General features: G+C 70.0%; 21 protein-coding genes and 3 pseudogenes. 9 read left to right on the top strand and 15 right to left on the bottom strand.

From position 1 onward, the window contains the following. Positions 1-139: 139 nt before the first annotated feature. Positions 140-271 (bottom strand): AbfB domain-containing protein, encoded by a 132-nt coding sequence (locus tag KWI83_RS40235; protein ID WP_256362127.1) that lies wholly within the window; start codon positions 269-271, stop codon positions 140-142. A gap of 1,000 nt (positions 272-1,271) precedes the next feature. Between KWI83_RS40235 and KWI83_RS11455 the strand changes: the two genes are divergently transcribed. Beyond that, complete coding sequence (locus KWI83_RS11455) at positions 1,272-3,326, top strand: M14 family metallopeptidase (protein ID WP_256362075.1); 2,055 nt, start codon at positions 1,272-1,274, stop codon at positions 3,324-3,326. Then, positions 3,326-6,805: a S8 family serine peptidase gene (locus tag KWI83_RS11450; protein ID WP_218514182.1), complete on the top strand. Its 3,480-nt coding sequence runs from the start codon at positions 3,326-3,328 to the stop codon at positions 6,803-6,805. The genes KWI83_RS11455 and KWI83_RS11450 overlap by 1 nt, the downstream gene beginning before the upstream one ends. A 181-nt stretch (positions 6,806-6,986) precedes the next feature. Here the strand turns inward: KWI83_RS11450 and KWI83_RS11445 are convergent, their stop codons facing one another. Further along, positions 6,987-7,574: a glycosyltransferase family 2 protein gene (locus tag KWI83_RS11445; protein ID WP_374106292.1), complete on the bottom strand. Its 588-nt coding sequence runs from the start codon at positions 7,572-7,574 to the stop codon at positions 6,987-6,989. 460 nt (positions 7,575-8,034) lie between these two features. Between KWI83_RS11445 and KWI83_RS11440 the strand changes: the two genes are divergently transcribed. Continuing rightward, entirely contained in the window at positions 8,035-8,220 is a 186-nt protein-coding gene (locus tag KWI83_RS11440; RefSeq protein WP_256362074.1) for a hypothetical protein, read from the top strand. Positions 8,221-8,800: 580 nt separating this feature from the next. On the opposite strand, the gene KWI83_RS11435 is transcribed toward KWI83_RS11440, so the two are convergent. After that, complete coding sequence (locus tag KWI83_RS11435) at positions 8,801-9,499, bottom strand: helix-turn-helix domain-containing protein (RefSeq protein ID WP_218514181.1); 699 nt, start codon at positions 9,497-9,499, stop codon at positions 8,801-8,803. 118 nt (positions 9,500-9,617) lie between these two features. Between KWI83_RS11435 and KWI83_RS11430 the strand changes: the two genes are divergently transcribed. After that, complete coding sequence (locus KWI83_RS11430; RefSeq protein ID WP_218514180.1) at positions 9,618-10,988, top strand: FAD-binding oxidoreductase; 1,371 nt, start codon at positions 9,618-9,620, stop codon at positions 10,986-10,988. Positions 10,989-11,396: 408 nt separating this feature from the next. Here the strand turns inward: KWI83_RS11430 and KWI83_RS39940 are convergent, their stop codons facing one another. The 4 genes and pseudogenes from KWI83_RS39940 to KWI83_RS11415 form a co-directional block, all read right to left on the bottom strand. Then, positions 11,397-11,813: a hypothetical protein gene (locus tag KWI83_RS39940; protein ID WP_308122026.1), complete on the bottom strand. Its 417-nt coding sequence runs from the start codon at positions 11,811-11,813 to the stop codon at positions 11,397-11,399. Positions 11,814-11,851: 38 nt separating this feature from the next. Beyond that, a pseudogene (locus KWI83_RS39935) lies at positions 11,852-11,926 on the bottom strand (hypothetical protein); the annotation flags it as partial. A gap of 379 nt (positions 11,927-12,305) precedes the next feature. After that, positions 12,306-13,235, bottom strand: a complete 930-nt coding sequence (locus KWI83_RS11420) for a M48 family metalloprotease (RefSeq protein ID WP_218514179.1) — start codon at positions 13,233-13,235, stop codon at positions 12,306-12,308. Further along, positions 13,232-13,603 carry a BlaI/MecI/CopY family transcriptional regulator gene (locus tag KWI83_RS11415; RefSeq protein ID WP_171109839.1) on the bottom strand — a complete coding sequence of 124 codons (372 nt, stop codon included), beginning with the start codon at positions 13,601-13,603 and terminating at the stop codon, positions 13,232-13,234. Before KWI83_RS11415 ends, KWI83_RS11420 begins: the two co-directional genes overlap by 4 nt. Positions 13,604-13,718: 115 nt before the next feature. On the opposite strand from KWI83_RS11415, the gene KWI83_RS11410 reads away from it, so the two are divergent. The 4 genes and pseudogenes from KWI83_RS11410 to KWI83_RS38400 form a co-directional block, all read left to right on the top strand. Further along, positions 13,719-14,408: a DedA family protein gene (locus tag KWI83_RS11410; RefSeq protein ID WP_256362073.1), complete on the top strand. Its 690-nt coding sequence runs from the start codon at positions 13,719-13,721 to the stop codon at positions 14,406-14,408. 8 nt (positions 14,409-14,416) lie between these two features. Beyond that, positions 14,417-15,031 carry a phosphatase PAP2 family protein gene (locus KWI83_RS11405; protein WP_218514178.1) on the top strand — a complete coding sequence of 205 codons (615 nt, stop codon included), beginning with the start codon at positions 14,417-14,419 and terminating at the stop codon, positions 15,029-15,031. Beyond that, a complete protein-coding gene (locus tag KWI83_RS11400; RefSeq protein ID WP_218514177.1) occupies positions 15,028-15,804 on the top strand; it encodes a phosphatase PAP2 family protein in 777 nt (258 codons plus the stop codon). Before KWI83_RS11405 ends, KWI83_RS11400 begins: the two co-directional genes overlap by 4 nt. Beyond that, positions 15,758-15,959: pseudogene (locus KWI83_RS38400) on the top strand (DNA-binding response regulator); the annotation flags it as partial. The gene KWI83_RS11400 and the pseudogene KWI83_RS38400, both read left to right, overlap by 47 nt. A gap of 166 nt (positions 15,960-16,125) precedes the next feature. Here the strand turns inward: KWI83_RS38400 and KWI83_RS38395 are convergent. The 5 genes from KWI83_RS38395 to KWI83_RS11380 all read right to left on the bottom strand — a co-directional run bounded on the left by KWI83_RS38395 (position 16,126) and on the right by KWI83_RS11380 (position 19,408). Next, entirely contained in the window at positions 16,126-16,527 is a 402-nt protein-coding gene (locus KWI83_RS38395; RefSeq protein WP_256362072.1) for an alpha/beta fold hydrolase, read from the bottom strand. Between the two features lie 50 nt (positions 16,528-16,577). Further along, the gene (locus KWI83_RS38390; protein WP_256362071.1) at positions 16,578-16,826 is read right to left on the bottom strand and encodes an alpha/beta fold hydrolase; all 249 of its coding nucleotides are present in this window, start codon (positions 16,824-16,826) and stop codon (positions 16,578-16,580) included. Positions 16,827-17,295: 469 nt separating this feature from the next. Then, a complete protein-coding gene (locus KWI83_RS11390; protein WP_218514176.1) occupies positions 17,296-17,505 on the bottom strand; it encodes a hypothetical protein in 210 nt (69 codons plus the stop codon). Between the two features lie 669 nt (positions 17,506-18,174). Continuing rightward, complete coding sequence (locus KWI83_RS11385) at positions 18,175-18,660, bottom strand: MSMEG_6728 family protein (RefSeq protein ID WP_218514175.1); 486 nt, start codon at positions 18,658-18,660, stop codon at positions 18,175-18,177. Between the two features lie 64 nt (positions 18,661-18,724). Continuing rightward, positions 18,725-19,408: a DUF4383 domain-containing protein gene (locus tag KWI83_RS11380; protein ID WP_308122025.1), complete on the bottom strand. Its 684-nt coding sequence runs from the start codon at positions 19,406-19,408 to the stop codon at positions 18,725-18,727. Positions 19,409-19,644: 236 nt separating this feature from the next. Between KWI83_RS11380 and KWI83_RS11375 the strand changes: the two genes are divergently transcribed. Then, the gene (locus tag KWI83_RS11375; protein ID WP_218514174.1) at positions 19,645-19,920 is read left to right on the top strand and encodes a hypothetical protein; all 276 of its coding nucleotides are present in this window, start codon (positions 19,645-19,647) and stop codon (positions 19,918-19,920) included. A gap of 165 nt (positions 19,921-20,085) precedes the next feature. Here KWI83_RS11375 and KWI83_RS38385 read toward each other — a convergent pair. From KWI83_RS38385 to KWI83_RS11365, 3 genes and pseudogenes are all read right to left on the bottom strand, one after another. Then, positions 20,086-20,211: pseudogene (locus KWI83_RS38385) on the bottom strand (aspartate ammonia-lyase); the annotation flags it as partial. 217 nt (positions 20,212-20,428) lie between these two features. Continuing rightward, entirely contained in the window at positions 20,429-21,313 is an 885-nt protein-coding gene (locus KWI83_RS11370) for an SgcJ/EcaC family oxidoreductase (RefSeq protein ID WP_218514173.1), read from the bottom strand. 5 nt (positions 21,314-21,318) lie between these two features. After that, positions 21,319-21,909 carry a hypothetical protein gene (locus KWI83_RS11365; RefSeq protein ID WP_256362070.1) on the bottom strand — a complete coding sequence of 197 codons (591 nt, stop codon included), beginning with the start codon at positions 21,907-21,909 and terminating at the stop codon, positions 21,319-21,321. Positions 21,910-22,849: the final 940 nt, after the last annotated feature.

The raw sequence follows: 22,849 nt of genomic DNA, 5'->3' as shown, positions 1-22,849 counted from the left end.
GCGAGCCCGGCGGCGAGGACCTGGACGGTTACGCGTCTGGCCCATCTGTGTAGAGCGGTGCGGGACATACGGCTCTCCAAGGGGAGGAACGGGGAACGAACGCTGACCGCGCCAGGGCGATGGGCTTGGGGTGCCGTGGTCAGCCATAGGGCGTCAGTCGACGCTGGAGAAGGCGGCGGTCGGTGGCGGTGGAGATCGGGCCGATGCGCGGGGCGTAGTTCGAGTGCCTGAGGTAACGGGTCGGGAAGTTGAGTGATCGAAGGACGGCCAGGTGTAGTTGACCGACTCAGGCGGGCGGTAACGGCGGTCGGCCAGCTCCGGAGGCCATGCCGAGGAACCGTCGGCGCGACGGCTGGCAGTGCGGCCGGGGACTTGTGCTCACGAACTCTCCAAAGGAGACGTGCGGAAGGGGAGAACGGGCGCTCAGGAGAGAGGGGCCTGAGGGACACACATAGGGGGCCACCGGCGTGCTCGTCCGACCGGCCGAACTGAGTGCGGTGAATCGGTCAGAAAGTAGAGGTGAGACAGGAGCAGGTCAATGGTTTTGTCGTTTCTCGTTGATTTTTGTGTGACTGGGCGAGTCTCCGGATCTGCCTGTCAGCCGTGCCTTCGCAATCCGCCGTTCGGCCGATGTCCCGGCTGCCGGGCCGGTTGCATGGAGGCGTGCACGCGGCGGACCTGGTCCGGGTCGCCGGGGCCGCGCCCACCGGGTGACTCGCGGTCTGCGTGTACGTCCCCGTCTCCACCGAGACCATCCGGTTGCCCTTCTTCACGGCCGCGTACCCACCTGTCCGGGAGCCGGCGGACCGCGCGAGGCCAGTCACTCCGGAGAGCCCGCCGGCGTCGCCTTCACGGCGCCCGTCTTCGCGGAGTCGGCCGCCGGTGGACTGTCACGCCGCTGCCAGAGCCGCGGAACCGAGGGCGGACACCGGCCGTCGTGAAGTTGAGCGAGCACGACAGTCACGGCATCCCTTCCCTGCAGGTCGGCTGTATGGAGACCTCGTACGGCGTTCGGGCCCGACCATGGCGCCTCGGGATTCTGTTCCCCTGTTCCACAAACCTGTGTACGGGCTGTATCCGGAGGGGTAGGTTCTGTCCGCCACCCCCACATGATCGGGCAACGCCCGGTGAACCGGCCGCCCACAAGGCGTGCCAGGGGCAGCCGACGTGCCTGCTGGCGAGTAGGAGTTCATGTGGTTGGTTCATGCCGTCGATCGGATGGTGCATCCCGACGTTCTGGCAGACGCAGGCTGATCGCCTGCGCCGTGGTAATGGCCGCTGTCGTGGCCGGTGGTGGGTCGATGCCCGGTGCCTCGGCGCCGGCCGCCTCGGCGGCGGAGGGCTTCCGCCCGCAACTGGTGACGGTGAGCACCCCGACCCGCGCCGACAAGGACCGCCTCGTCGCACTCGGCCTCGACCTGACCGAGCACGCCGGACACGACTATGTCGAGGTCGTCCTGCACCGTGCGGCCGACGAACTGGCGCTGGCCGGCGCGGGCCTCGACTGGCGGGTCCGCATACCGGACCTGGTGCAACGCGAGTCCGACGTCAACGTCGCGAACCGCGCCTACGCCGCCGCCACCGCGGTCTCGCCCCTGCCCTCGGGACGGGACGCCTACCGCGGACTCGCCGACTACAACGCCGACATGGACCGCCTGGCCGCAGAACATCCGGGGCTGGTACGGAAGTTGACCCTTCCGCGCAAGAGTCTTGAGGGCAAGCCCGTGTATGCGGTGGAGATCGCGCATGACGTGGACGCCCCCGAGGACGGCAGGCCTGTCTTCCTGATGATGGGGCTGCACCACGCCCGTGAATGGCCCTCCGGCGAGCACGCCATCGAGTTCGCCTTCGACCTGGTCCGCCATGACGGCAGGGATGACCGCATCACCTCCCTGCTGAAGAAGGCACGGGTGCTCGTCGTGCCCGTGGTCAACGTCGACGGCTTCGAGAAGTCCTTCAACGACGGGCAGTTGGTCGACCTGCGCGGCATCGACGAGGGCGGTACCGCGTCCATCCTGGCCACGCCCGGAAATGCGTACAAACGCAAGAACTGCCGCATGGCCGACGGCCTGGCCCCGCTCGCCGACGAGTGCGCCCTCGCGAGCAGTCCCGGCGGCTTCGGCGCAGGCGTCGACCTCAACCGCAACTACGGCGGTTTCTGGGGCGGTCCGGGCGCGGCGGCGGAGCCGGTGCAGGCCACCTACCGCGGTGCCGGGCCGTTCTCCGAACCGGAGACGCGGAACATCCGCGACCTGATCAGCAGCCGGCAGGTCACCGGTCTGATCACCAACCACACCTTCTCGAATCTGGTGCTGCGTCCGAACGGCGTCGCGCCCGACACCACCGGACCGGACGGACTGCCCGTCGGCGACGCGCCGGACGAGGCCGCGATGAAGGAACTCGGTGACCGGATGGCGGAGCAGAACGGCTACACCAGCCAGCACAGCTGGCAGCTGTACGACACCACCGGAACCACCGAGGACTGGTCGTACAACGCAACCGGCGGCTACGGCTACACCTTCGAGATCGGGCCCGACGAGTTCCACCCGCCCTTCCCGGAGGTCGTCGACGAATACGTCGGCGCGGGCGAGTACGCGGGCAGGGGGAACCGCGAGGCGTTCCTGCTCGCGCTGGAGAACGCCGTGGACCCGCGGGCGCACGCGGTCATCACGGGCAAGGCGCCCGCCGGAGCCACGCTGCGTCTGAAGAAGACCTTCGCCACGCCCACCTGGTCCGGCACCATCGCGGACACCCTCGACACCACGATGACCGTCGGCGCGGGCGGCGGCTACACCTGGCACGTCAACCCCTCCACCCGGCCCGTCGTCAAGGCCCGCCAGATCCGGGTGGTCGGCTCCGAGCCGCTGAAGCGGCAGACGTACACGGGTACCACGCTGCCCGCGCAGCCCACGGAACGGGAGTTCACCGTCGACCGGGCCGCCGACCTCCTCGAGGTGAAGCTCGACTGGCCCACCCCCGACGATCTCGACCTGTACGTGCTGCGCAGGAACGCCGACGGCACCCTCACCGAGGTCGGACGGTCCACCGGTTCCGTCGGTGAGAAGGAACGCGTGCTCCTCGACTCCCCCGCGCAGGGCGACTACGTGCTGCGGGTGGAGAACTGGGCGTCCGCGGCGCCGAGTTGGTCGCTCACTGCCTCCCTCTACGACGCCACCACCGCAGAGGTCGGCGGACTGGTCGAGAACTGGACGCTCTCCTGTGAGAAGGACGGGAAGATCCTGCAGCAGGTGCCCGTCGTGGTCGACCGCGGCCAGCGCGTCAAGGCCGATCTGAAGACCTGCGCGCAGAAGTGGGGCCGGAGCTGATGAGACGCGCGCGCATGCGCTTCCGGCGCCTCGCCGCCGTCACCTCGCTGGCCCTGTCCCTGTCGCTGCTCCCCGTCACGGGCGCCACCGCGGCGGACGGCCCCGGCGTCATGGTCACGTCCGTCGGCGGTCAGCACGTCACCGCGGACGGCACGGTCAAGCAGCCGGTGAGCGGCACCGTGGACGTGGCCGGCACGGCCCGCACCGGTGCCCCACCACCCGTGGAGACCGTGCCCCTGCACGCGGACGCGGGCGACAGCCCCTTCGCCACCGCGGGTGACAAGGCGCCGCTGCTCGGTAGCGCCTACGGCGGTACCGCTCCCTACACCTGGGCCTGGACCGCCGAGCACGGCAGGCTGACCGGCGCGGACTCGGCGAGCCCTGCCTTCGACACGACAGGGCTGGCTCCAGGGACGTACGAGATCCGGCTCACCGTCACCGATGCCGCGGGCGTCAGCACGAGCGACACCGTCAAGGCCGTCGTGGGCGAGGAGACGAGCAGCGAGCTGCTCGACGAGACAAGGACCGACCCGACACCCGGTGTCTTCCCCGCCGAGCAGAGCGTCGAGTTCCCCTTCGACGTGCCCTCCGGTGTGCGGTCCCTGGACGTCGCCTTGTCCTGGACGACGCCGGAGCAGGACTACGACCTGCGGGTCACCGACCCGTCCGGGAAGGTCGTGGCGCGGTCGGAGTCGGCCGGGCACCCGGAGAAGACGTCCGTGGCCTCCCCGGCCGAGGGCACCTGGAAGGTCGTGGCCGTCAAATGGGCCACTGTCACGGCCGACGTGACCGCGCGGGTCGTGGCCCGCGAGGTCTCCGCCGACCCGCGGCCCGAGGTGAAGGCCGGAGGGCCGTACACGTTCGAGACGGGCACCGAGCAACGGCTCGGCGGCACGGTCACCGGCGGCACGGACCCCGTGGGCGCGGCCTGGGACCTGGACGGCGACGGCCGCTTCGACGACGGCACGGGCACCACCGTCACCCCGGAACTGCCCGACGGCCGCCACCTCGTCACCCTCAAGGCGACCGACGCCCGAGGTCTGGAAAGGCGCGAGACCACCTCTGTGCTCGTCGGCGACGCCGACCGGCTGGACGCGGCGCCGCCGGTCACCGTCATCGGCATCGCCGACACCGGCATCAACCCCTATCACCTCGAGTTCTCCGCCCGCACCTACCCCGACCCGGACGTACTGGCGCTGACGAGGAACTTCACCCGGCACCCCTCGGAGTACATCCCCGGCTACCCGGCCTCCGCCCCCGCGATCCCCGTCACCCTCGGCAACGGCTACCTGCCCGAGGAGGACAAGGACCTGTGGACCGGAGAGCGGGTGAAGGGCGGCCAGCTCCACTGGATCCCCGGCACGAAGATCATCGGGGCGTACTCGTCGAGCATCGACGGCGACCGTCCGGTCCTCGACGACCACGGGCACGGCACCGGCTCCGCCTCCGTCGCGGCCGGCAACCGCTACGGCTACTGCCCGACCTGCCTGCTCGTCATGGTCGAGGGACTCGACGAGACGGTCGCCACCAAGTACCCCTGGGTCGACATCACCTCGCACTCCTTCGGGTACGTCGGTGGCGCCCCCGTCGGCCCCATCCTCAGCGGCGAGGAAGTCACCAAGAAGGCCGCCGAGCGCGGCCAGACCGTCCTGTTCGCCGCGGGCAACGGCGTCGGCAACGCCTTCGACGTCCCCGTCAGCACCTGGCACTCGGACCAGACCGGACCCGACTGGAACATCACCGTCGGCGCGCTGCGCCGCGACGACCAGCGGGCCGTCGTCGGCGACGGGATCCCCGTGCACCTGTCGTCCTGGGGCATCGGAAGCCTTCCCTCCGCCTGCCACACCGGTGTCCTGTGCCAGGATCAGTTCAGCGGCACCTCGGCCGCGACCCCGTACACAGCCGGCGTCTTCGCAACGACGCTTCAGCGGGTACGCGAGGCGATCGGCGACGGTCGGGCCGGGCAGAAGAGCGGCCAGGTCGTCGCCGAGGGCACCGCGCTCGACGGCAGCGTGTACCTGAAGGACGGCAGGCTGACCCGGGGTGAGCTGCGCGAAGCCGTCCTGAAGAACGCCTTCCCGCTCGGTGAGGACAACCTGCCCTCCACGAGCTGGCCGCTCGCCGCACCGCACACGGCGGGCAACGTCCTCTTCGAGGGGTACGGCGCCGCCACGCCCGAGACCGCGCGCCGTGCCACGGACGTCCTGCTCGGCCGAGCCCTGCTGCCCGAACGCCCCGTCGAGGACGACTTCTTCGCCGCCGACCGGGCCGTCCGCGACAGCATCTGGGGCGGCTATGACCGGGACGGGGACGGAACCGAGGACCCCGCACCGCTGCCGAGCGGCGTATCGGCCGGTCTCGACGACGTTGCGACGCTCGACGGCACCCTGGGCGTCCTGCACAGGACCCTCGCCGCCCAGCAGTCCGGCGCGGAACAGGCCGGCAGGGACCAAGAGCCCTACCCGGAGGGATCGTTCAGCTACTACCTGCACCAGGGGCCGGACTGCTCCGGCGAGCGGACCATGGACCGGACCGACCGGGCGGGCGACGCGGACGGCTGCGCGGTCGGCGACACCCTGGCCTCCGTGGCGCCGTATCTGCCGACCGCCGCTCACCCGTCCACCGACGCCCTGGACGAACCGCTCGCCGCGGGATCGCGGGTGCGGGCCGAGCTGTATGTGCGGACCCGGGCCCCGGCGGCCCTTGTGGGCCCGTCCGTCGTCCTGCTCGCCACCGACCGGGAGATCGGCCGCGGCAAGGCCACGACCCAGCCGGTCACCGGCTCCTGGACGAAACTCACCATCGAGTTCGAGACCGCCCGGCGCGCCTTCAACGGAGAGCAGCTGACCGTCCAGCTCCTCTCCGACACCACCGCCTTGCTCGCGGTGGGATACGAGGGCGACCACGCCACGAGGGTCACGGTCGACCCGGCCGCGCTACCGCCCTCCGGCCTCGACTTCGGCGCCACCATCGAGGCACCCGCGGACGGCGGCGAGGTCCGCGAGGGCGAAATCGTCGTGCTCGGCGGCCGGTTCACGTTCCCCGACATCGGCACCGACCCGGAAGGTGTGGGGGGCCGTCCGGAAACCCGCCGCGTGCAGGTGTCCGTCGACGACGACAGCTTCACCTCCCCGATCTCCGCGAAGCTCGACGAGGCCACCGGCACCTGGCGTGCCGATGCCGGGCGCCTCGGCGTGGGCCAACACGTGCTGTACGCCCGTGCGGTGCGGGACGGTACGCCGTCGCAGGTCGCACGGACGAGCTTCCGGGTCGTCCCGGACGCCCGGGTCGAGTGGCAGGTCGTCGGCCGCAACGCTCCCGTGGACCCGGCCGCCTGGCGTCCCGCCGAGGGCCTCGCCGACTGGTCGTTCCGGCTGACCACATCCTCCTACGGCGTCGGCCACCGCACGATCGTCGTACGTCTGGTGGAACGCGGCACCGAGACGGCACGCGACAGCGTGCGAGTCCGTTTCCGCTGACGCGGCACCCTCCTCGGAAGATCCGGGCGGGCCGGGCCCCTTGGGGGGAATCCGGCCCGCCCCCGTGTTGCCGCCGGACCCACGGCCGGACCTGGTGCCGTGGTCGGCTCTCGGGCGGCTACCCGGAACGGGACCTGGATCCTGGCGCTGAAGTTCATCAGCGCGACCATCGCCTTCCTGCTCAGCGGATAGACCAGGAAGCCCAGAGACGCCGAAGCCCATCATGGACTGCTGGAAGAAGTAGCGCCTGGTCACTGGTGTCCAGCCGTAGTCGCGGAGGTTCTCCAGCGCACTCGGTGCCGCCGCCGAGTCGGCCGGATCTGCGTGCGTCCCGGACCTCGCGCAGCACCCGGGCGCGGAACATGGTGCCCGTGCCCGTGAGGACCTGGGCCTTGCCGCCGGTGCGCTCGATCTCCCAGGCGTAGCGATGGAACTCCATGCGCTGCAGCAGCCCGAGCAGGCCCCCGCCCTTCTCCCCGTAGAAGACGCCTCCGACGGCACCGACCTGGCGGTTGAACGTGCCGATCGCTGTCTCGACGAACCGCGGGTTCAGGATCGTGTCGGCATCCTGAACGAGGATCAGGTCGCGGTCGGCAAGGTGCGGAAGCGCCCACTCGATGGCCTGGTTGAGCGCCCCGGCCTTCTTGTGCACGTTGTTGTGGGTGTGGAAGACCTCGGCTCCGTGCTGCCGGGCGATGTCGGCGGTGGCGTCTGTGCAGTTGTCGGCGACGACCACTACATGGTCGGGCTCTCTGGTCTGCCCCCATATGCCCCGGATCGCGTCAGCAATGCGGTCCTGCTCGTTGTGCGCCGGTATGAGGACCAGCAGTCTCGACGCACCTTCGCCGAGGCCTGCAGGCGCCTCATGAGTACGCCGCGGGCTGTTTTTACGCCTGTCTCAGGGCACTTGTGATATCCCGGTTGAATCCCCGCCGTGCGACTGCGCATGCGGCGGCATCACCCTCGAGACCGCCCTCGGCCTGACAGTCGCCTCTCGGCAGTCGCCGTCAGCCCTGGGTCGCGTCCCGCGAAGTGGTGTAGGCGAGCGTAGTTCGCGACTCCGCAGGTCACAGCCGGGGAAGCCCGACACCTCGGCGATGGGCAGCACACCACCGCCGGGAGCAGGCGCGGGACAACTCCCGCGAAGTTCCGGGGCCGTCGACCTCGTGCCAGCCGCGAGCCCCTCGCCCTGCCCCGCGAGGCCGAGGGACTGCTCGCCGGCAGCAGACATGCTGTCGCGGCCGGTCCTGATCGTGCTACTCGAGGCCGGAGACATCGACTACCGCACCGTCGGTACACACCGGCGGATCACTGCGTCATCACTCTCGGAGTACACGGGCAAGGACGACCAGCGTCGCCGCGAAGCCGCCGACGAGTTCGCGCAGCTCGGCCAGGGGATGAGAATGATCCAGTAGATGGCCTTCGCCGCCACCTGCGACGGCGTCCTCTACCCCAAGCACCCTGTGCGACGTCCTCATCCGAGTCGCGCACAGCGGCGGTGACCCGGCCAAGCGGACCGATAAGATCCTCGACGAGATCATTCCGTAACATCCTCAAGGACCGCCCGGACCTCCCACCCGGATGGTGCCGCTGCCGTACTCGCCAAGCTGCGCGTATGGGTCCCGCGGGGTGGTGATGCTCCATGATGGCCGGGGCCTTCGTCTGCGTCGGCACCTGGTGTCCTGGCGGCTTGACGCTCACACAGCACGTGGCAGGTGGGCGTGAGGAGCCCGCAGGCGATCGCCGCCGTCGCCTGGCAACGGTGCGGGACATAGAGACGGGGCGCGACCCGGGCTGCGGACTGTGCCGAAGACATCCTGAGGCTGCCGCGCATGGTTCCGCGATGTGCCCAAGGCCGTGACAGGCCGGAGACGACCGACGCCCCGGCCGCCGACTCCGCCGATGCCGGCTTCGGTGGCACCACGGCGGTGGTGGATGCGGCCGTCGCGATCCAGGCTGCGTGCGGCACCGCATCGGGAGGGTGCGTCGAAGATGTCAGGCTGCCGAGCTCGACGCGATCCGGGAGACCGGCTTGATGTGGGCGAAGGCGCTCCGGGCGTTCCAGGTGGGGAAGGCTCGTACGAGCCACGACGGGCCGTGGAGTTGGATGCGGCGGTCGCGGACGGCTTCCGCCCAGGTTTGGTGGCCGGCGTGCCATTTGACGAAGGCTTCGGCTTCCGCCGTGATGTAGAGGTCCACGTCGAGGCCGGGGTACGTCTTGCAGATCTCGGTGTCTCCGTGTTCGATCAGCAGCCAGTACCGCTCGGGGCGCGGGCGGCCGGTGAAGTCGAAGCGGATGACGACGCGCCGATCCGGGAGCCGGTCTCGGCGGATCATGTTGCACATCGACCACAGCGCAGCAAAGGGATCGAGGTGCTTGGGGGCGATCTCGAGCCAGGCCGCACCCCACTCGCCGAGCGACACGCAGACCTTGAACAGGTCGTGACCCGCGAGTGTGAGCTCGTAGTGGCTTCCGCGCCCGTCGGGCTTGGGTGCCGACCTTACGATGCCGAGCCGTTCGAGCTGCTTCAGCCGCTGCGAGAGCAGGGTGCGGGAGAGCCCGGGGGCGCCCTCCAGGATCTCACTGAAGCTTCCGCAGCCCAGGTACAGGTTACGGATGATCAGCGGCGTCCAGCGCTCCGCGAAGATCTCCGCGCCACGGGCGATCGGGCAGTACTGGCCGTAGCTCCGCACAGTGCCAGTGTGACGCGCCCGCTTTCGGGTGTGAAGTCCAGTTTTTTGACTTTACGGCCGGGGTCCACGGTGGTCCGATGGGCCGTGTGGAGGGGAGGACGGCAAGGAGGTGATCGTCATGGAGATCGACGGGTTCCGGGGCCGGCTGGTCACCGCTGACCACGCCGACTACGACACCGCCCGAGCGGTGTGGAACGGCGCCGTCGACCGGCGCCCCCGACTGATCGCCCGATGCAGCGGGACCGCCGACGTCGCCGCGGCCGTGCGTTTCGCCCGCGACCATGACCTGGAGATCGCCGTTCGGGGCGGGGGCCACAACGTGGCCGGCACCGCGGTGTGCGACGACGGGATCGTCATCGACCTCTCGGCCATGCGGGCCGTGTGGGTCGACCCCGCCGACCGCACGGCCCGGGTGCAGGGTGGTGCACTGTGGGGCGACGTAGACCACGAGACGCAGGCCCACGGTCTGGCCACCACCGGCGGCATCGTGGGCCACACCGGCGTCGCCGGGCTCACCCTCGGCGGCGGCATCGGCTTTCTCATGCGCACACACGGGCTCACTGTCGACAACCTGCTGGCCGCCGAGGTGGTCACCGCCGACGGCAGCATCCTCCGGGCGTCCGCCGACGACCACCCCGATCTGTTCTGGGCGCTGCGAGGCGGCGGCGGCAACTTCGGCGTCGTCACCATGTTCCGGTTCGCGCTGCATCCCGTCGGCCCGACCGTCATGGCCGGACCCGTCTTCTGGGCGGCCGACGACACCACCGACGTACTGCGCTTCTACCGGGACTTCGCCGCCGAAGCACCCGACGAGCTCGGCACCGTCGTCAGGCTCGGCACCGTCCCCCCACTGCCGGTCATCCCCGAGGACCTGCACTGGCGGCCGGCCATCGCCGTCGCCTGCTGCTACGTCGGCGCCGTCGAGAACGACGAGCGTGCCGTGCGGGCCCTCCGACGGTTCAAGACGCCGCTCGTGGACCTGCTCGCACCGAAGCCCTACGTCGCCCACCAGTGCAGCACCGACGACACCGTCCCCCACGGGTGGCACTACTACTGGAAGGCCACGGACCTCCCCGGCCTGTCCGACGACGCCATCGCCGTCATCGCCGATCACGCATACACGGCTGGCTCGCCCCGGTCGTACTCGGTGATGTTCCACATGGGTGGCGCCGTCGCCCGGGTCCCCCACGACACCACCGCCTACGCCGGTCGCGACGTGGCCCACAACATCAACATCGACGCCGTGTGGCTCCCTGACGAGTCCGGCGAGCATGCCGCTGCCGAGACCGCTTGGGCACAGGGGTTCCTCCAAGCTCTCCAACCCCACTGCGCTGCCAGCGTCTACGTCAACTTCCTTGACTCCGACGACGACACCAGCCGCGTCCGAGAGGCCTACGGCGATCGCGTCTACCGGCGACTTGCCGAGGTCAAGGCCAAGTACGACCCCGACAACGCCTTCCATCACAACAAGAACGTCCGCCCCGGTTGAGCGGCCAGAAGGCGAACTCGGGGAGGACGGCGCACCGCCACAGAGGGGAAGTCCGCGAGCCGGGTCGATTGTTGGCCGAGCCAAGCCGGGCCGGCGCGCACCCTTCGCGGGCCGTGCACGCGGCCCGGCGCCTTACCGATCCCTGCTGCACCGCCGAATGATGGCGAGGCCATCCGCATGCGAGCAGCCCTTCTATCGCCGGCAACGCTTACGGGGCTCGGCGCCGCAATGGCGGCGATGCTGCTGCGCTCAGTCACTGCCGGAATCCGGGCGCGCTTTGCGACAGCATGCCGCGATCGGCCGGCCGCACAGCCGTTCACCGTTCAGTCGGCCTCGTCGAGGGCGGCAGGACGATCGGTGTGCCCTCCGCCGACGTGCCGACGGTCCTCCCCATCACAGCGCACCCGGTCAGGCTGCGGCGCAACCACGGCTGTCGCGCTGCGATGCGGCCAGGTAGGCGACGAAGCCCAGGATGGCGAGTGTCCACGCCCGGGTGACCGGCTCCAGCCCCAGAGCGAGGCCGCCGCGGGAGCGGTTCACAGCCATCCAGTCGGCGAGCGAGGCGCCGAGGGGGCGGGTGATGACGTATGCGGACCATAAGGCGGCCACCGCGTTCGAACCGCTGAAGCGGAGGGCCAGAGCGGGCACGCAGATCGCGGCCGTGAAGAGGACGACCGAACCCTGGTAGCCGAGGCCGGCGGTGGCGGTGAGATCGCCCGCGGCGGTGCCGAGAGCGAACGTGGCGAGGACCGCCGCCCAGTAGAAGTCTCGCGCCGGCGGATGTGGATGCTGTGGATGGACAGCGTGCGCTCGCTCGCGTACCACAGGACGAAGACGGTGGCCAGGACGGCGAGGAACGCGGGGGCCGAGACCGTGTAGGGGACGCCGAGACCGACGTGGAGGACGTCGGCCGCCGTCCTGCCGAAGACGCTGACCATGACGAGGGCGGTCCAGTATGCCCAGGCGATGTAGCGACGGACAGTCACTGGACAGCCAGTGAAGACACCAGGGCGAGACCGCCGAGAGCGACCGCCGGTATCGGGCCGAGACACGGGCCAGGAGGTCGGACGCCGTCTCTCCCATGCCGGTGGTCAGCACCTTGGTGATCCAGAGGCAGGCCGTCGCTTCGGGCACCTTGTTCGCCATCGGGCGCAGGGGAAGGCGGGCCGGTCGTCCAGGTCGTCAAGGAGGCGCTGTGTCGTCATGGCCCGCACGACGGCATGGTCAACCGCCCCTGCCCCGGATCGCTTCGCCATGGTTTTGGGTCTCTGATGGAGTTTCCCTTCGGTACCTGAAGTTCTGAATGTGATGGCCTGGTCAGCGTGGCGCCTCGCCCTGTGCCACCTCCACCTCGTGGTGGAAGGTGATCACTCCGGTCACCGCGGCACAGGCCGAGAACGCCGTGCAGGCGGCGAGGAGCAGGGCGATCCAGGAGGTGGTGCGGGGGCGGTGTGCGGGAGGCGCGAGGAGGGCCGCGACGCGCTGAGGGACGGGGCCGCTGGTCGCTGCTGCGGCGAAGTCCGGGCGGGCGGAGGGCGAGGAGTGGGTCGCGAGGGCGGCGCGGGCGATGGCCCGCGCGGTCAGGTGCCGGTCGCCGACGGCGGCGGCAGCGGCCTCGTCCGCGGCGCGTTCCGCGGCGAGCCGGATGGCGTCGCGGACGCGGCGCAGGCCGGGGTGGCAGTGGGACGCGAGTTCCGCGGCGAGCAGGAAGAGGTGGTGGCCGCCCGCGTTGTGGGCCCGCTCGTGGGCGAAGAGGGCCTCGCGCTCGGCGGGGGCGAGGGCGCGCAGCATCGCGGTCGTGACGACGATGCGGTGCGGCCGGCCCGGCAGGGCGTACGCGTCCGGGTGGGGCGAGTCGACCACGCACAGGTCGCCCGCGGTGGGGCTGCGGTCGGTCCGTGCGCGGGCGGTGCGGAAGGCACGGATCTGGCGCAGGCCCGAGCGAAGCAGGGTCCAGGCGCTGACGGTGAGGACACCGGTGGCCGCCGCGGCCGCGGGCAGGGTCAGGATGTCCGGCGGCGTGGGCAGGGGGTGGACGAGCTCGCCGAGCGCGGCGAACAGGGGCAGCTTGAGCAGGCCGGTCAGCACGAGTGCGCCGAGCGCGGACACGGATGCGCCGGCCAGCACGAGCGCGGCGAGGGTGAGCGCCCACAGCGCGGCGAGGGGGTCCAGGCGGTCGAGTGCGCGCCCGGCCAGCGGACGGGCCGCGAACGGCAGCAGGAGCGGGACCAGCAGCACGGCGGTCATCGCTCACCCGATTCCAGCAGTTCCCGCAGGATCCGCTCGTCGTCCGAGCTGAGCCGGGCGACGAAGCGGGCCAGGACCGTCTCACGGTCGGTGTCCCGGTCGAGTTCGCTGTACATGCGGCGGGCGGTGAGGCCGGGGGCGTCCTCGACGGGAAAGTACGCGTAGCCACGCCCCTGCCACTCGCGCCCCACGACACCCTTGTCGTGCAGGCGGGTCAGGATCGTCGTCACCGTGGTGCGGGCCAGGTCCACGGCGAGGTCGGCCTGCACCTGCCCCGGTGTGCGCGGCCCGTCGGCGGTCCACAGGGCGGCCATGACACTGGCCTCGAGCTCGCCCGCCGGTCGGCGTTCGTCCTTCTTTTCGGTCATGGGAACGATCCTCACCTATTCACCGTCTACAGTGCAGTAGACCGTCTACATAATTGTAGTCACTCGGGAGTCGTGTCCGCGTGCTTCCGTCCGTCCAGTATGAGAGGACTCGCCCATGACAGGGCTGACAGGGCTCGCGACCATGGCCGTGCCCGCGGCATCGCAGCCGGCGGTGAATGTCCTCAGCGCCCAGTCGCTGCCGGCCGCCTTCGGCGTGCCGGGCGTCGGTGTGGTGCTGTTCGCCGAGACGGGGCTGTTGGTCGGCTTCTTCCCGCCTGGTGACTCCCTGCTGTGCACAGCCGGTTTGCTGTGCACCGGTACGGCCGGCGGCGTGCGCCTGTCCCTGGTGCCGCTGCTGCTGGTCGCCGCGGCGAGTGCGCTGGCCGGATCGCAGTGCGGCTACCTGATCGGGCGGAGAGCGGGTGGGGCGCTGCTCGCCAGCAGCTGCCCGGCCCGCCTGCACGAGGGAGCCCGGCGTGCGGAGGAGCTACTTGAGCGGTACGGGCACGCCAAGGCGATCGTGCCGGCCCGCTTCGTGCCGGTGGTGCGTACGGTGCTCAATCCCCTGGCGGGCGCGCTGCGGGTGCCGATACGGACGTTCACCGTGTGGCAGGCGGTCGGCGGTCTCGTCTGGAGCCTGGGCCTCGTCCTCGCCGGATACGCCCTCGGCTCGTCCGTCCCGAACATCGACCGCTACCTGCTCCCGATGGTCGCGGTGGTCGTCGCCCTGTCGCTGGCCCCCCTCGGCGCCGAGCTGTACTGCTCCCGCCGGGCGGCCACCGGGCAGAAGGGAGCTCAGGCATGAGGCCGGGGATGACGCTTGCTCACGGGCTCGACGGTGCCGCGCTCGACGGCTCCGCCTACCTCCACGTCGTCGGCCTGGCCCACCGTTCCCCCGCGTGGCTGGACGGCCTGGTGTCCGCCTGGTCGACGTACGGACTGGCGGTGTTCGCCGTGCTCATGGCCGTCGGCTGGTGGCGGGCGCGGCAGGTCGGCGCCGCCCGTACGGCAGTGGTCGCGCTGGCCGTGCCGGTGACCGTCGTCGTGGCGTACGCGGTGAACGACGCGCTGAAGCTGGTGGTCCGCGAGGACCGTCCCTGTCAGAGCCTGCGCGTGACGACACTGGAGGCGTGTCCGGCGCCGGGTGACTGGTCGTTCCCCAGCAACCACGCGGCCATCGCCGGCGCGGCCGCCGTCGCGCTCCTGTTCGTCTCCCAGCGTCTCTGTGCGGTCGCGGCGGTGGCCGCCTTCGCGATGGCCGCATCCCGGGTCTGGGTCGGCGCGCACTACCCCCACGACGTCGTGGCCGGCGTCGCGGTCGGAGCTCTCGTCGCGCTGCTGATGATGTCGGCGGTGCGCCGCCGGCCCGACGCACTGGCGCGGCGGCTTACGGCGACGCGGCTGCGACCGCTGGTGGTGGCGCCGTGAACCGCGGGAAGGTCGCCGACCTGGCCGGCTGCACCGGGCTGGGCGCCCTGACCGCGTTCGGCGTCCTGGCCCTGGTCGTGGTCGGCGGCGACGGCGCCGTACCGTTCACCGACGAGGACCTCCATTCCTGGCCCTTGACGCACCGCCCGGCCGTCGCGGTGGCGCTGGCCCGTGGCCTCACCGCCACCGGTACCGGTGTGATCCCCTACGTGCTGGCCGTCCTGACGGGCGTCGTCGCCGCACGCACCTTACGGAGCCGCCTGATCGCCGTCGCCCTCTGCGTCACCTGCCTCGGGGCCGGACAGGCCGCCCGATACGGCGTGATGCAGCTGATCGCCCGGGCCCGCCCGCCGCACGCGGACTGGGCGACGCACGCCTCGGGGTGGTCGTTCCCCTCCGGCCACGCCACCACCGCCACGGTCACGGCCGGGCTGCTCGTCATCGCGGTGTCCGTGCGCGCCCCGCGCGGCCGAACCCCGCTCGCCGTCGTCATCGGCTGCTGGGGGGCGCTGGTCGGACTGACCCGCCTCTACCTCGGGGTGCACTGGTTCACCGACGTCCTCGCCGGCTGGTTGTTCGGCGTCGGCTGGCTGGGGCTGTGCCTCGGCGCCGTGGCCAGGTGGGCGCCCCAGCAGGTCATCGCCGGTCCGCGCGACACGGCAGGAATCGGTACCAGACCCACGACAGCAACCGGTACGAGGAACACGACGGAGGAGGTGGCGGGCCATGCGCTCCAAGATCCTGATCGTCGAGGACGATCACGCCCTGCGTGACGTACTGCTGCGCGGACTGCGCGACGAGGAGTTCGACCCCGTGCCCGCGCCGGACGGTGTCCACCGGCCTGCGCCTGGCCACCGCCGAGCTCGCCGCGGCCGTACTCGACGTCGGCCTGCCCGACGCGGACGGGCGGACGTGTGCACGCGCGGTGCCCCGCGCTGATCACGCCCCCTGTTCGGCCGCGAAGCGGCGGACCCGGGAACGTCCCGAGCCGGCCGGCGTGCGTCCGGCGTCCTATGCGCGCCCCGTGTGGTGCAGGATCTCGTCGGCCAGGCGGCCGTCCAGTGCCGTGGGCAGGGTGTGGCCCATGCCCTCGATCATGACCAGGCGGGCGCCGGGGACGGCGGCGCGGTGGCTTCGGCGTGCGCGGGCGGAAACATCGGGTCCTCGGTGCCGTGCAGGACCAGAGTCGGCGCGGTGACGGAGGCCAGGTCCGCTGTGCAGCCCGGGCCGGTGGCTCCGGCGAACGTGTGGTTGAGGGCGGCCCGCAGATCGCGCGCCCGCTTGTACACCCGCTGCTCCATGGCGCGGTACTCGTCCTCGTGGAACGGCAGCAGCGGGCCGTGCAGGACCCGCCACAGCGGCAGCCGGGCGGTGAGGTACGCCTCCAGGCCCGCCTCCGGCTCGGGGAAAGCCGAGGCGAGGGCGGCCAGCAGTTCGGGTTTGGGTGGAGGCAGTTCGCCGGGGAGCGGAGGCGCCCCTTCCAGGACACGCTGCACGGCCGCCGCCGTTTCCGTGCCGAGGGGCTGGGACGACAGGCTCGTCAGGGTCAGTACCCGTGTGGGTGTGTGACAGCCAGCCGCTGGGCGATGACGCCGCCGAGGGACGCGCCCACCAGGTGAGCCTGTCCGGCCCCGAACGCGTCCAGGACGGCGAGCGCGTCGGAGGCCATGTCGGCGACGGTGCGGGGGTGGGCGGCGAAGTCGACGGTGGAGGAGCGTCCGGTGTCGCGGTGGTCGTAGCGGATGACCCGGCGGCCCCGGTCGACCGGGCGGCGGACGATGCCGTTGTTCCACAAGGTCAGCTGTTGCAGATGCCCTGTCAGGCCGACACCCCCTCCACAGGGGGCGGGTCCCTCGACCCTCGTGCTCGGGTCGCTCCCTACGGCGCACCACGGATCTGACGTGTTACACCTGAACCGCGCAGGCGGGACATACAGCCATGTGGAGGCGGTTACTGCCTCTCGGGCTGGTCGGCGTCTCGGCCTTGCCTGCTTGTCTCCTGCGGTCTGCGCCAACTGCGCGGCGCAGTACGCGGCGACGCCCTGCTCTCCGCCCGCGACCTCGACGAGCCGCTGCCGGGCCGTCGCGTTCAGCACCCTGCCCCGGCCCGGTGCACAAGCACTCGAAGCCCCTGGCGTCGGCGTGATTTTGGTCAACACTCCGTTGACGCCAGGAGCTTCACCTTCCGTAGCGCCTGTATCCGCCAACTCCCCAACCGCATCATCAGGTTGGCAGGGAGTCACCGACTAGCGGTCGGACTGCAGGTCAGAGGGAGGCGCTGATGCTGACGTGGTTGTACTGGCCGGCGGCGCCCAGGACCTCGTTCTGGGCGGCGTCGAGCTGGGCCAGGACATCCGTGCTGCTGACCGCCGTGGGGCCGACGACGAGGCTGGTGTGCGGGTTCAGGCCGCCGGAGACGTTGTCGAGCTCAGCGTCGGAGATCACAACGGTCTCAACCTGGGGAGCGGAGTTCATGATGAAACTTCCCTTCGTATGGTTGATCCACAAGGGGGGGTCCCGCCGGGGACAGATAGCGGGCCTCGGCCGCAGGCACGCGACACCCGGTTTGGTGACTTTCGCGCGGCCTCCTGCGGTGTAGAGGATCAAAGCACGGAGCACACCGGGCGACCAATCAACCGGGACACACATCCAGGAAGTTGAACCAACAGGCTGCGCATCCGTGCAGGCATGTGCACGACTTGGGGGCGGCTTCTCTACATCCCGCGCGACAGGATGCGACCGATATTGCTACGAGGATTCCGAACCGGACACTCCGCACCAACACGGCGGCATCCGGCATGCCCTTGCACAGATGCCCCGCACTCCGTGAGGCGGTTGCGCATCCGACGTGCAGATTCCCTGAAGCCGGATTGCCACTCTGCCTCGGACGCTGACCGTTTCTATCGGGTGACAGACAGTGGGACCGACTACAGGGCGGGGTAGCGTCCCGCCGCGTGGTGTAGCGATCCGGACTGCTGGAGTCCGGGTGGCTGGCACGAGGTCGACGGCCCCGGAACCTCGCGGGAGTTGTCCCGCGCCTGCTCCCGGCGGTGGTGTGCTGCCCGACGCGCCGGAAGCTTGCGGGGCCATGATCACTCGCGCCAAGCAGCTCCAGCCCAAAGCCGCTCCACCGACCTTCCACTTTCACGCCTCGGAAAGTGGGTCGCTCGAACGGTCCGACGTCGGCCAAACATACGGCAGATCGTTCGGCGCATCGGGGAAGAGTGGGGCGTAGCTGTTCGGGTCCTTGCGCACCAGCGCCGACCGGTGGCTGCGGTGAAAGGCATCGTCGCCGAGCCAAGGAGGCAGTTCCCCGGCGGCCGCGAGTAGCACCTGATGGCGAACTGATGCACCGGGACGAAATGCGAGGAGATCAGCGACCAGTGTGGCCGCACAGCCGTCCTGATGGCCCCGTTCACGCCACACCTTGCAGACTTCCAGGCCATATCGGACCAGCGCTTCCTCGTATCCCGCCCACATCCGCACTGCTGGATGGTGGCGCCACCCGTAACCCGGCACGACGAGGCCACGAAGGACCTGCAATGCCTCGACCCGCTGTTTTCCAAGTCGGCGACGGTCCAGGACCAGGGCCGAGGATCTGAAGTCGGGGTAGGGCAGGAAAGTCTGCATGCCGTCGCCCCTGTCAGGCAGGGACCTCCCTGTAGGGCGAAAAATCCGCTGCCCGGCTCGGCCTTTATCGATCTTCGGTGCCAGGGGTACGTCGGCCGAGGAGGAGCGCAAGACCGACCATGGCGATGCCCAGCACGAAATGGAGCCAGTCATCGGCAGTGTTGAGGGGCACGAAGTTGGCGTCACTGTCCTGGCTGACGGCCAAGCCGTAGATCCACAACGCTAGGTAGATGGCCCCGCCGACCAGCAGATATTTATACGCAGCGGAAGCGGTACGGGCCAGTGCCAGACCGGCAACGCCGAAAGCCAGGTGGATCAGGTTGTGCAGGATGGAAATCTGGAAGATCCCGAACAGCTTGGCACCCGACTCGTGCGTGGCGAATTCCATCGCGCTGTAGCTCGTGGTGATCCCGGGGATGAAGCCCAGTATGCCCACCAACAGGAATACGGCACCCATCAGCCTGGCGGCCTGCTGCACGGGGGTGTGGGCGGTCACGCGGCGTGTATGTGTGGTCATGGTTTGTCGATCCTCACTGTCTTTCGGATGACCAGCAGGAAAAGTCGAGTACCACGCCTGGTGCAGGAACCACCTGGTTGAGACAGGCATCGGCGCGCGCAGCCGGTCCGGTCGAGGCCGGGCGGCATCCGTCCCTTTCCGACCAGCCAAAAGCCCGATCGAGCTGCTCGGCATGTTGAAGCCGCAAACAAAGACGTGGCTGCCGATTCGTCGGAGTGCGGTGTTGCTCAAGAAAATGGGCACTCTGGTGTAGGCAGCGTCTGCTGAGGTTCTGGCCACTGCTGAGATCACGAGCACAATCTCATCGTCATCGCCTCTGCCACTGCCTGGCTCGTGCAGGCGAGAGGACGACGATGGCGACGTGTCTGGGCATTGTCGACGGGCTCAGGCACGCCCCGGCGTAAGACACCCCATAGCCAGACCGCAGGAAACAAACCCCACTACCGGCCTATGAGCGGGAGAACACCATGATCGTCAAAAAAATGCACGAGACGGGCATCCGTAGCGAGCACGCCTACATGGCCGCCTTCACCTCCATCGGCCTGACCGTTGCCGCCTGGATGACCAGCCTCAAAGCCGAACCCGGCACCGGGCTCGCCCGCGCCGACCGGTGGGGCATCTTCGTAGGCGAGTGGGCCCCCACGTTCTTCGGCCTCGGCCTCGCCCTGTCCCACTACGAACAGCACGACGGCACCCTCACGGCCAGCGTCCATGAATTCCGGGAGCGCAAGGCAGCTGGCTGAAAAAGGGCCTCCCCGGTGGTGCCTGCCCGGGCGGGCACCACCGCCCTACCATCAGCCACTCTGGAAGATCATGAACGCTGGCAGCAGAAGAGCGCGCTGCGCTGAGAAGTGGTGTGGCCATCGTCGACGAGGCCAGGCCGCCGGCAAGCCGGACGGCATCGCCCTGGCCTGAACCTCGGGGCGGAGCAGGTCGGCGAGGGCCTCGGCGGCAGCAGCCCCTTCTCCAGACCGAGTCCGGCGACTCCCCGGCCGGTGGCGAGTGCCTCCTTGGCGACCGGTGGCGGCCGTGTAGCGAAGGCCCCACCCCGGCTCCGCCGCTGCCGTCCAGGGCCGTGACAGCGGCGGGGGCCTGGCGTCATACCGTCGTCACGCGTCCGGCAGCCGGGGTGCGAGTGCGGTGCCGACCGGGTCCGGGGCGATCAACGGCGGCACGCGCTGCGCCTCCGCCTTGGTCCGCTGCTACAGCTGTCGCGTGGTTGCGCGGCCCTGCGGAGTGTCTGGCCGGAGTTCAGGACCCGGTGGAGTCGGACGGCGGGCGCGGGCCGCCGAAGCCGTGTTCCGAGAGGTCGAACCAGTTGCCCTCCGGATCCATGGCCCGGTACTCGGCGAAGGGGCGGTTGGTGAAGCGTTCAGCCGGCTTCGGAGTGCCGGCCGCCACCAGGGCCTCGGTGGTGGCCGCCGTGTCCTCGATGTGGAATCCGAAGTGGTTGAAGCCGACCGGGGTCTCACCATCGAGCTGATGCTTGATCAGGGCGAGGGAGAGATAGCCGTCGGAGAGGAAGCAACTGCCGTCCGGATCACGGTGGAAGAGTTCCATGGCGAAGACCGAGGAGTAGAACTCGGCCAGCTTCTCCGGCTCGCGGGCCACGATGGCCAGGTGGCGGAGTCTGGGCCGCGCGGCGGTGGGTTCGTCCACGGTGGAATCCTTCGAGTCCGGGTCCTGCTGCGCCGGGCGGGGCGCGGGGATCATGTTGTGGAAGGCGCTGATCAACCAGTGGCCCTCCGCTGTCCGTTCCACGACGGCCAACGCGTGCGTGGTGGTGAGCGGTTGCCCATCCGGGGCGGTGATGGTCGACTCGGCCTCCACCGTGGCGAGGTCGGGGCGGAGGAATCGGACGGCCAGGACGCGTGTGTCGAGGACGGTTCCGGCGTACGGCCCGTGGAAGAGGGCGTCGTGACCGGCCGCTATGCCGGTCCGGCCGGGTGGCTTGTCGCCTCGTACGGTCGTGAAGTCGCAGTCCTCCGCGAAGCTCGCGGCGAAGAGCGCGGCGTCACCTGCCGCCCAGCCGCGGGCCATCTCGGCCCACAGGGCGCGGATCGTCCGTGCGTCGTCCTGGGTGCCGTTCTCGGTGCCGTCGTGGGCGGGGTCGTTCGTTCCTTCGGGCTGCTTCATCGCTCTCACACCTTCATCAGTGGACTCGTACGGATACGCAGGTCGACCTCGGGGCACTCGGCGCCCTCGGAACCTTCGGCGGGCTGCTGGGGAGGCGGGGCCCACGCGCCCAGGGCGTGGTAGAACTCGCCTTGCCGGCGCTCCAGGTAACAGATGATGTTGAGGGGCCACCCGGTCCGGCCGAAGAGATGACGGTCCATGGGAGTCGGGCGCTCGCTGAGCGTCTGGCCCCGTTCCGACGGCGGGCCCAGGCGGTGCCAGTCCGGGTGCATGTGGATGGAACCGAGCAGGTCCATCCCCAGGGCCTCGGCCTCTCGGGACGCCCGGAGGAGGTCGTGGGAGTCCATCCACCAGCCGCGGTGCTCGTTTTCGTAGGCCGGCCCGAACTTCGGCACGATCGTCTCGCGGAACTCCCGTAGAGCCGCCGGATCACTGGTGCGGGCATTACGGCCGAAGGCGACACGCCGCACGTGGTACGTCGTCGCCTCCGCGCTGCCGAGCAAGAGCGCGAAACAGGGCAACGGGGCCTCGGGGGTGATGAGTTGGTACTCAGCGGCAGCCACGGCGAGGAAGTCCGCGAGTGCCTCGTCGTCCATCAGGACGGTGGGAGGAGAGGGGATGGTACGACCGGTTGTTGAACAGCCGGCCGAGCTGCATCGGGCGTCCGGCGAACCGGACCCGGATGCGTTCGTCACAGCGGACATGGGGTGATCTCCGTCGAAATGGGGGGTGGGGAGGCCGTTGGAGCGGAGTCCGGAGACGTTACTTGAGAGTTCACGCTCACAGGTCGACTGCCGTGAACTGTGGGGATTTCCCTACGGCTTGATAGGAACTTGCGGCCGGACGGTTCGCGACGTCGAGGGGGATGAGCGTCAAACGCGCGACGAGGTGCCGTGTGCAGCTGGCGATTCACATCGACCTTGCTCGCGTCGCCTTGGCACTGCCGGTCAGCCTGGCGTCGAGATCCTGTCCGGCATGGGTCGGGAAGGCGCTGTTGTGTCTGATCGGCGATTCCGGCACCGGCAGGGCTGTGCACTCACAAGCACGCCCGACGTTGACATCCGAACCAGCCGTGCCGTCGCTTCCAAAGCAGACAGCGCGAGTTCGATTCTCGTCACCCCCTCAGCAGGAATCCCAGGTCATGGACTCAAGGGTTCTTTGTCGTCCAGAGACCACGAGCCTCCAGCGGACACCACCGGGGCACCGGCCTGATCATCCCGCACCGCCGCGAACGCGGAGAGGCTGAATCCGCGGCCGGGCCAACTCCCGTCCGTCGTGACGAAGTGCGAGGAGCACCGAGCCCCTGCCCGGCTGGGCCTTGTACCCCTTGCGCGATTCAGGCGTTTTCGTCCCACTCCCCCTGAGTGCGGCAGTGTCCCGCGACGGCCACTCAGCATCCAGGCTTTTTCCAGCCGGTGAGGGCGCCCGGGGAACCTCAATTGGCATGACGTGCACAGGGATTGACGTAGAAATCGCTTACCACCTACGGTCCTTCCGGAATCGCGGACACCTTTCGGAATCTCGAACGTCTGGCGT

This window comes from Streptomyces sp. TRM70350, assembly GCF_019219825.1.
Taxonomy (GTDB): Bacteria; Actinomycetota; Actinomycetes; order Streptomycetales; family Streptomycetaceae; genus Streptomyces.
The sequence above is the reverse complement of the archived record's forward strand: the minus strand, read 5'-3'. Positions and strand labels throughout refer to the sequence as shown.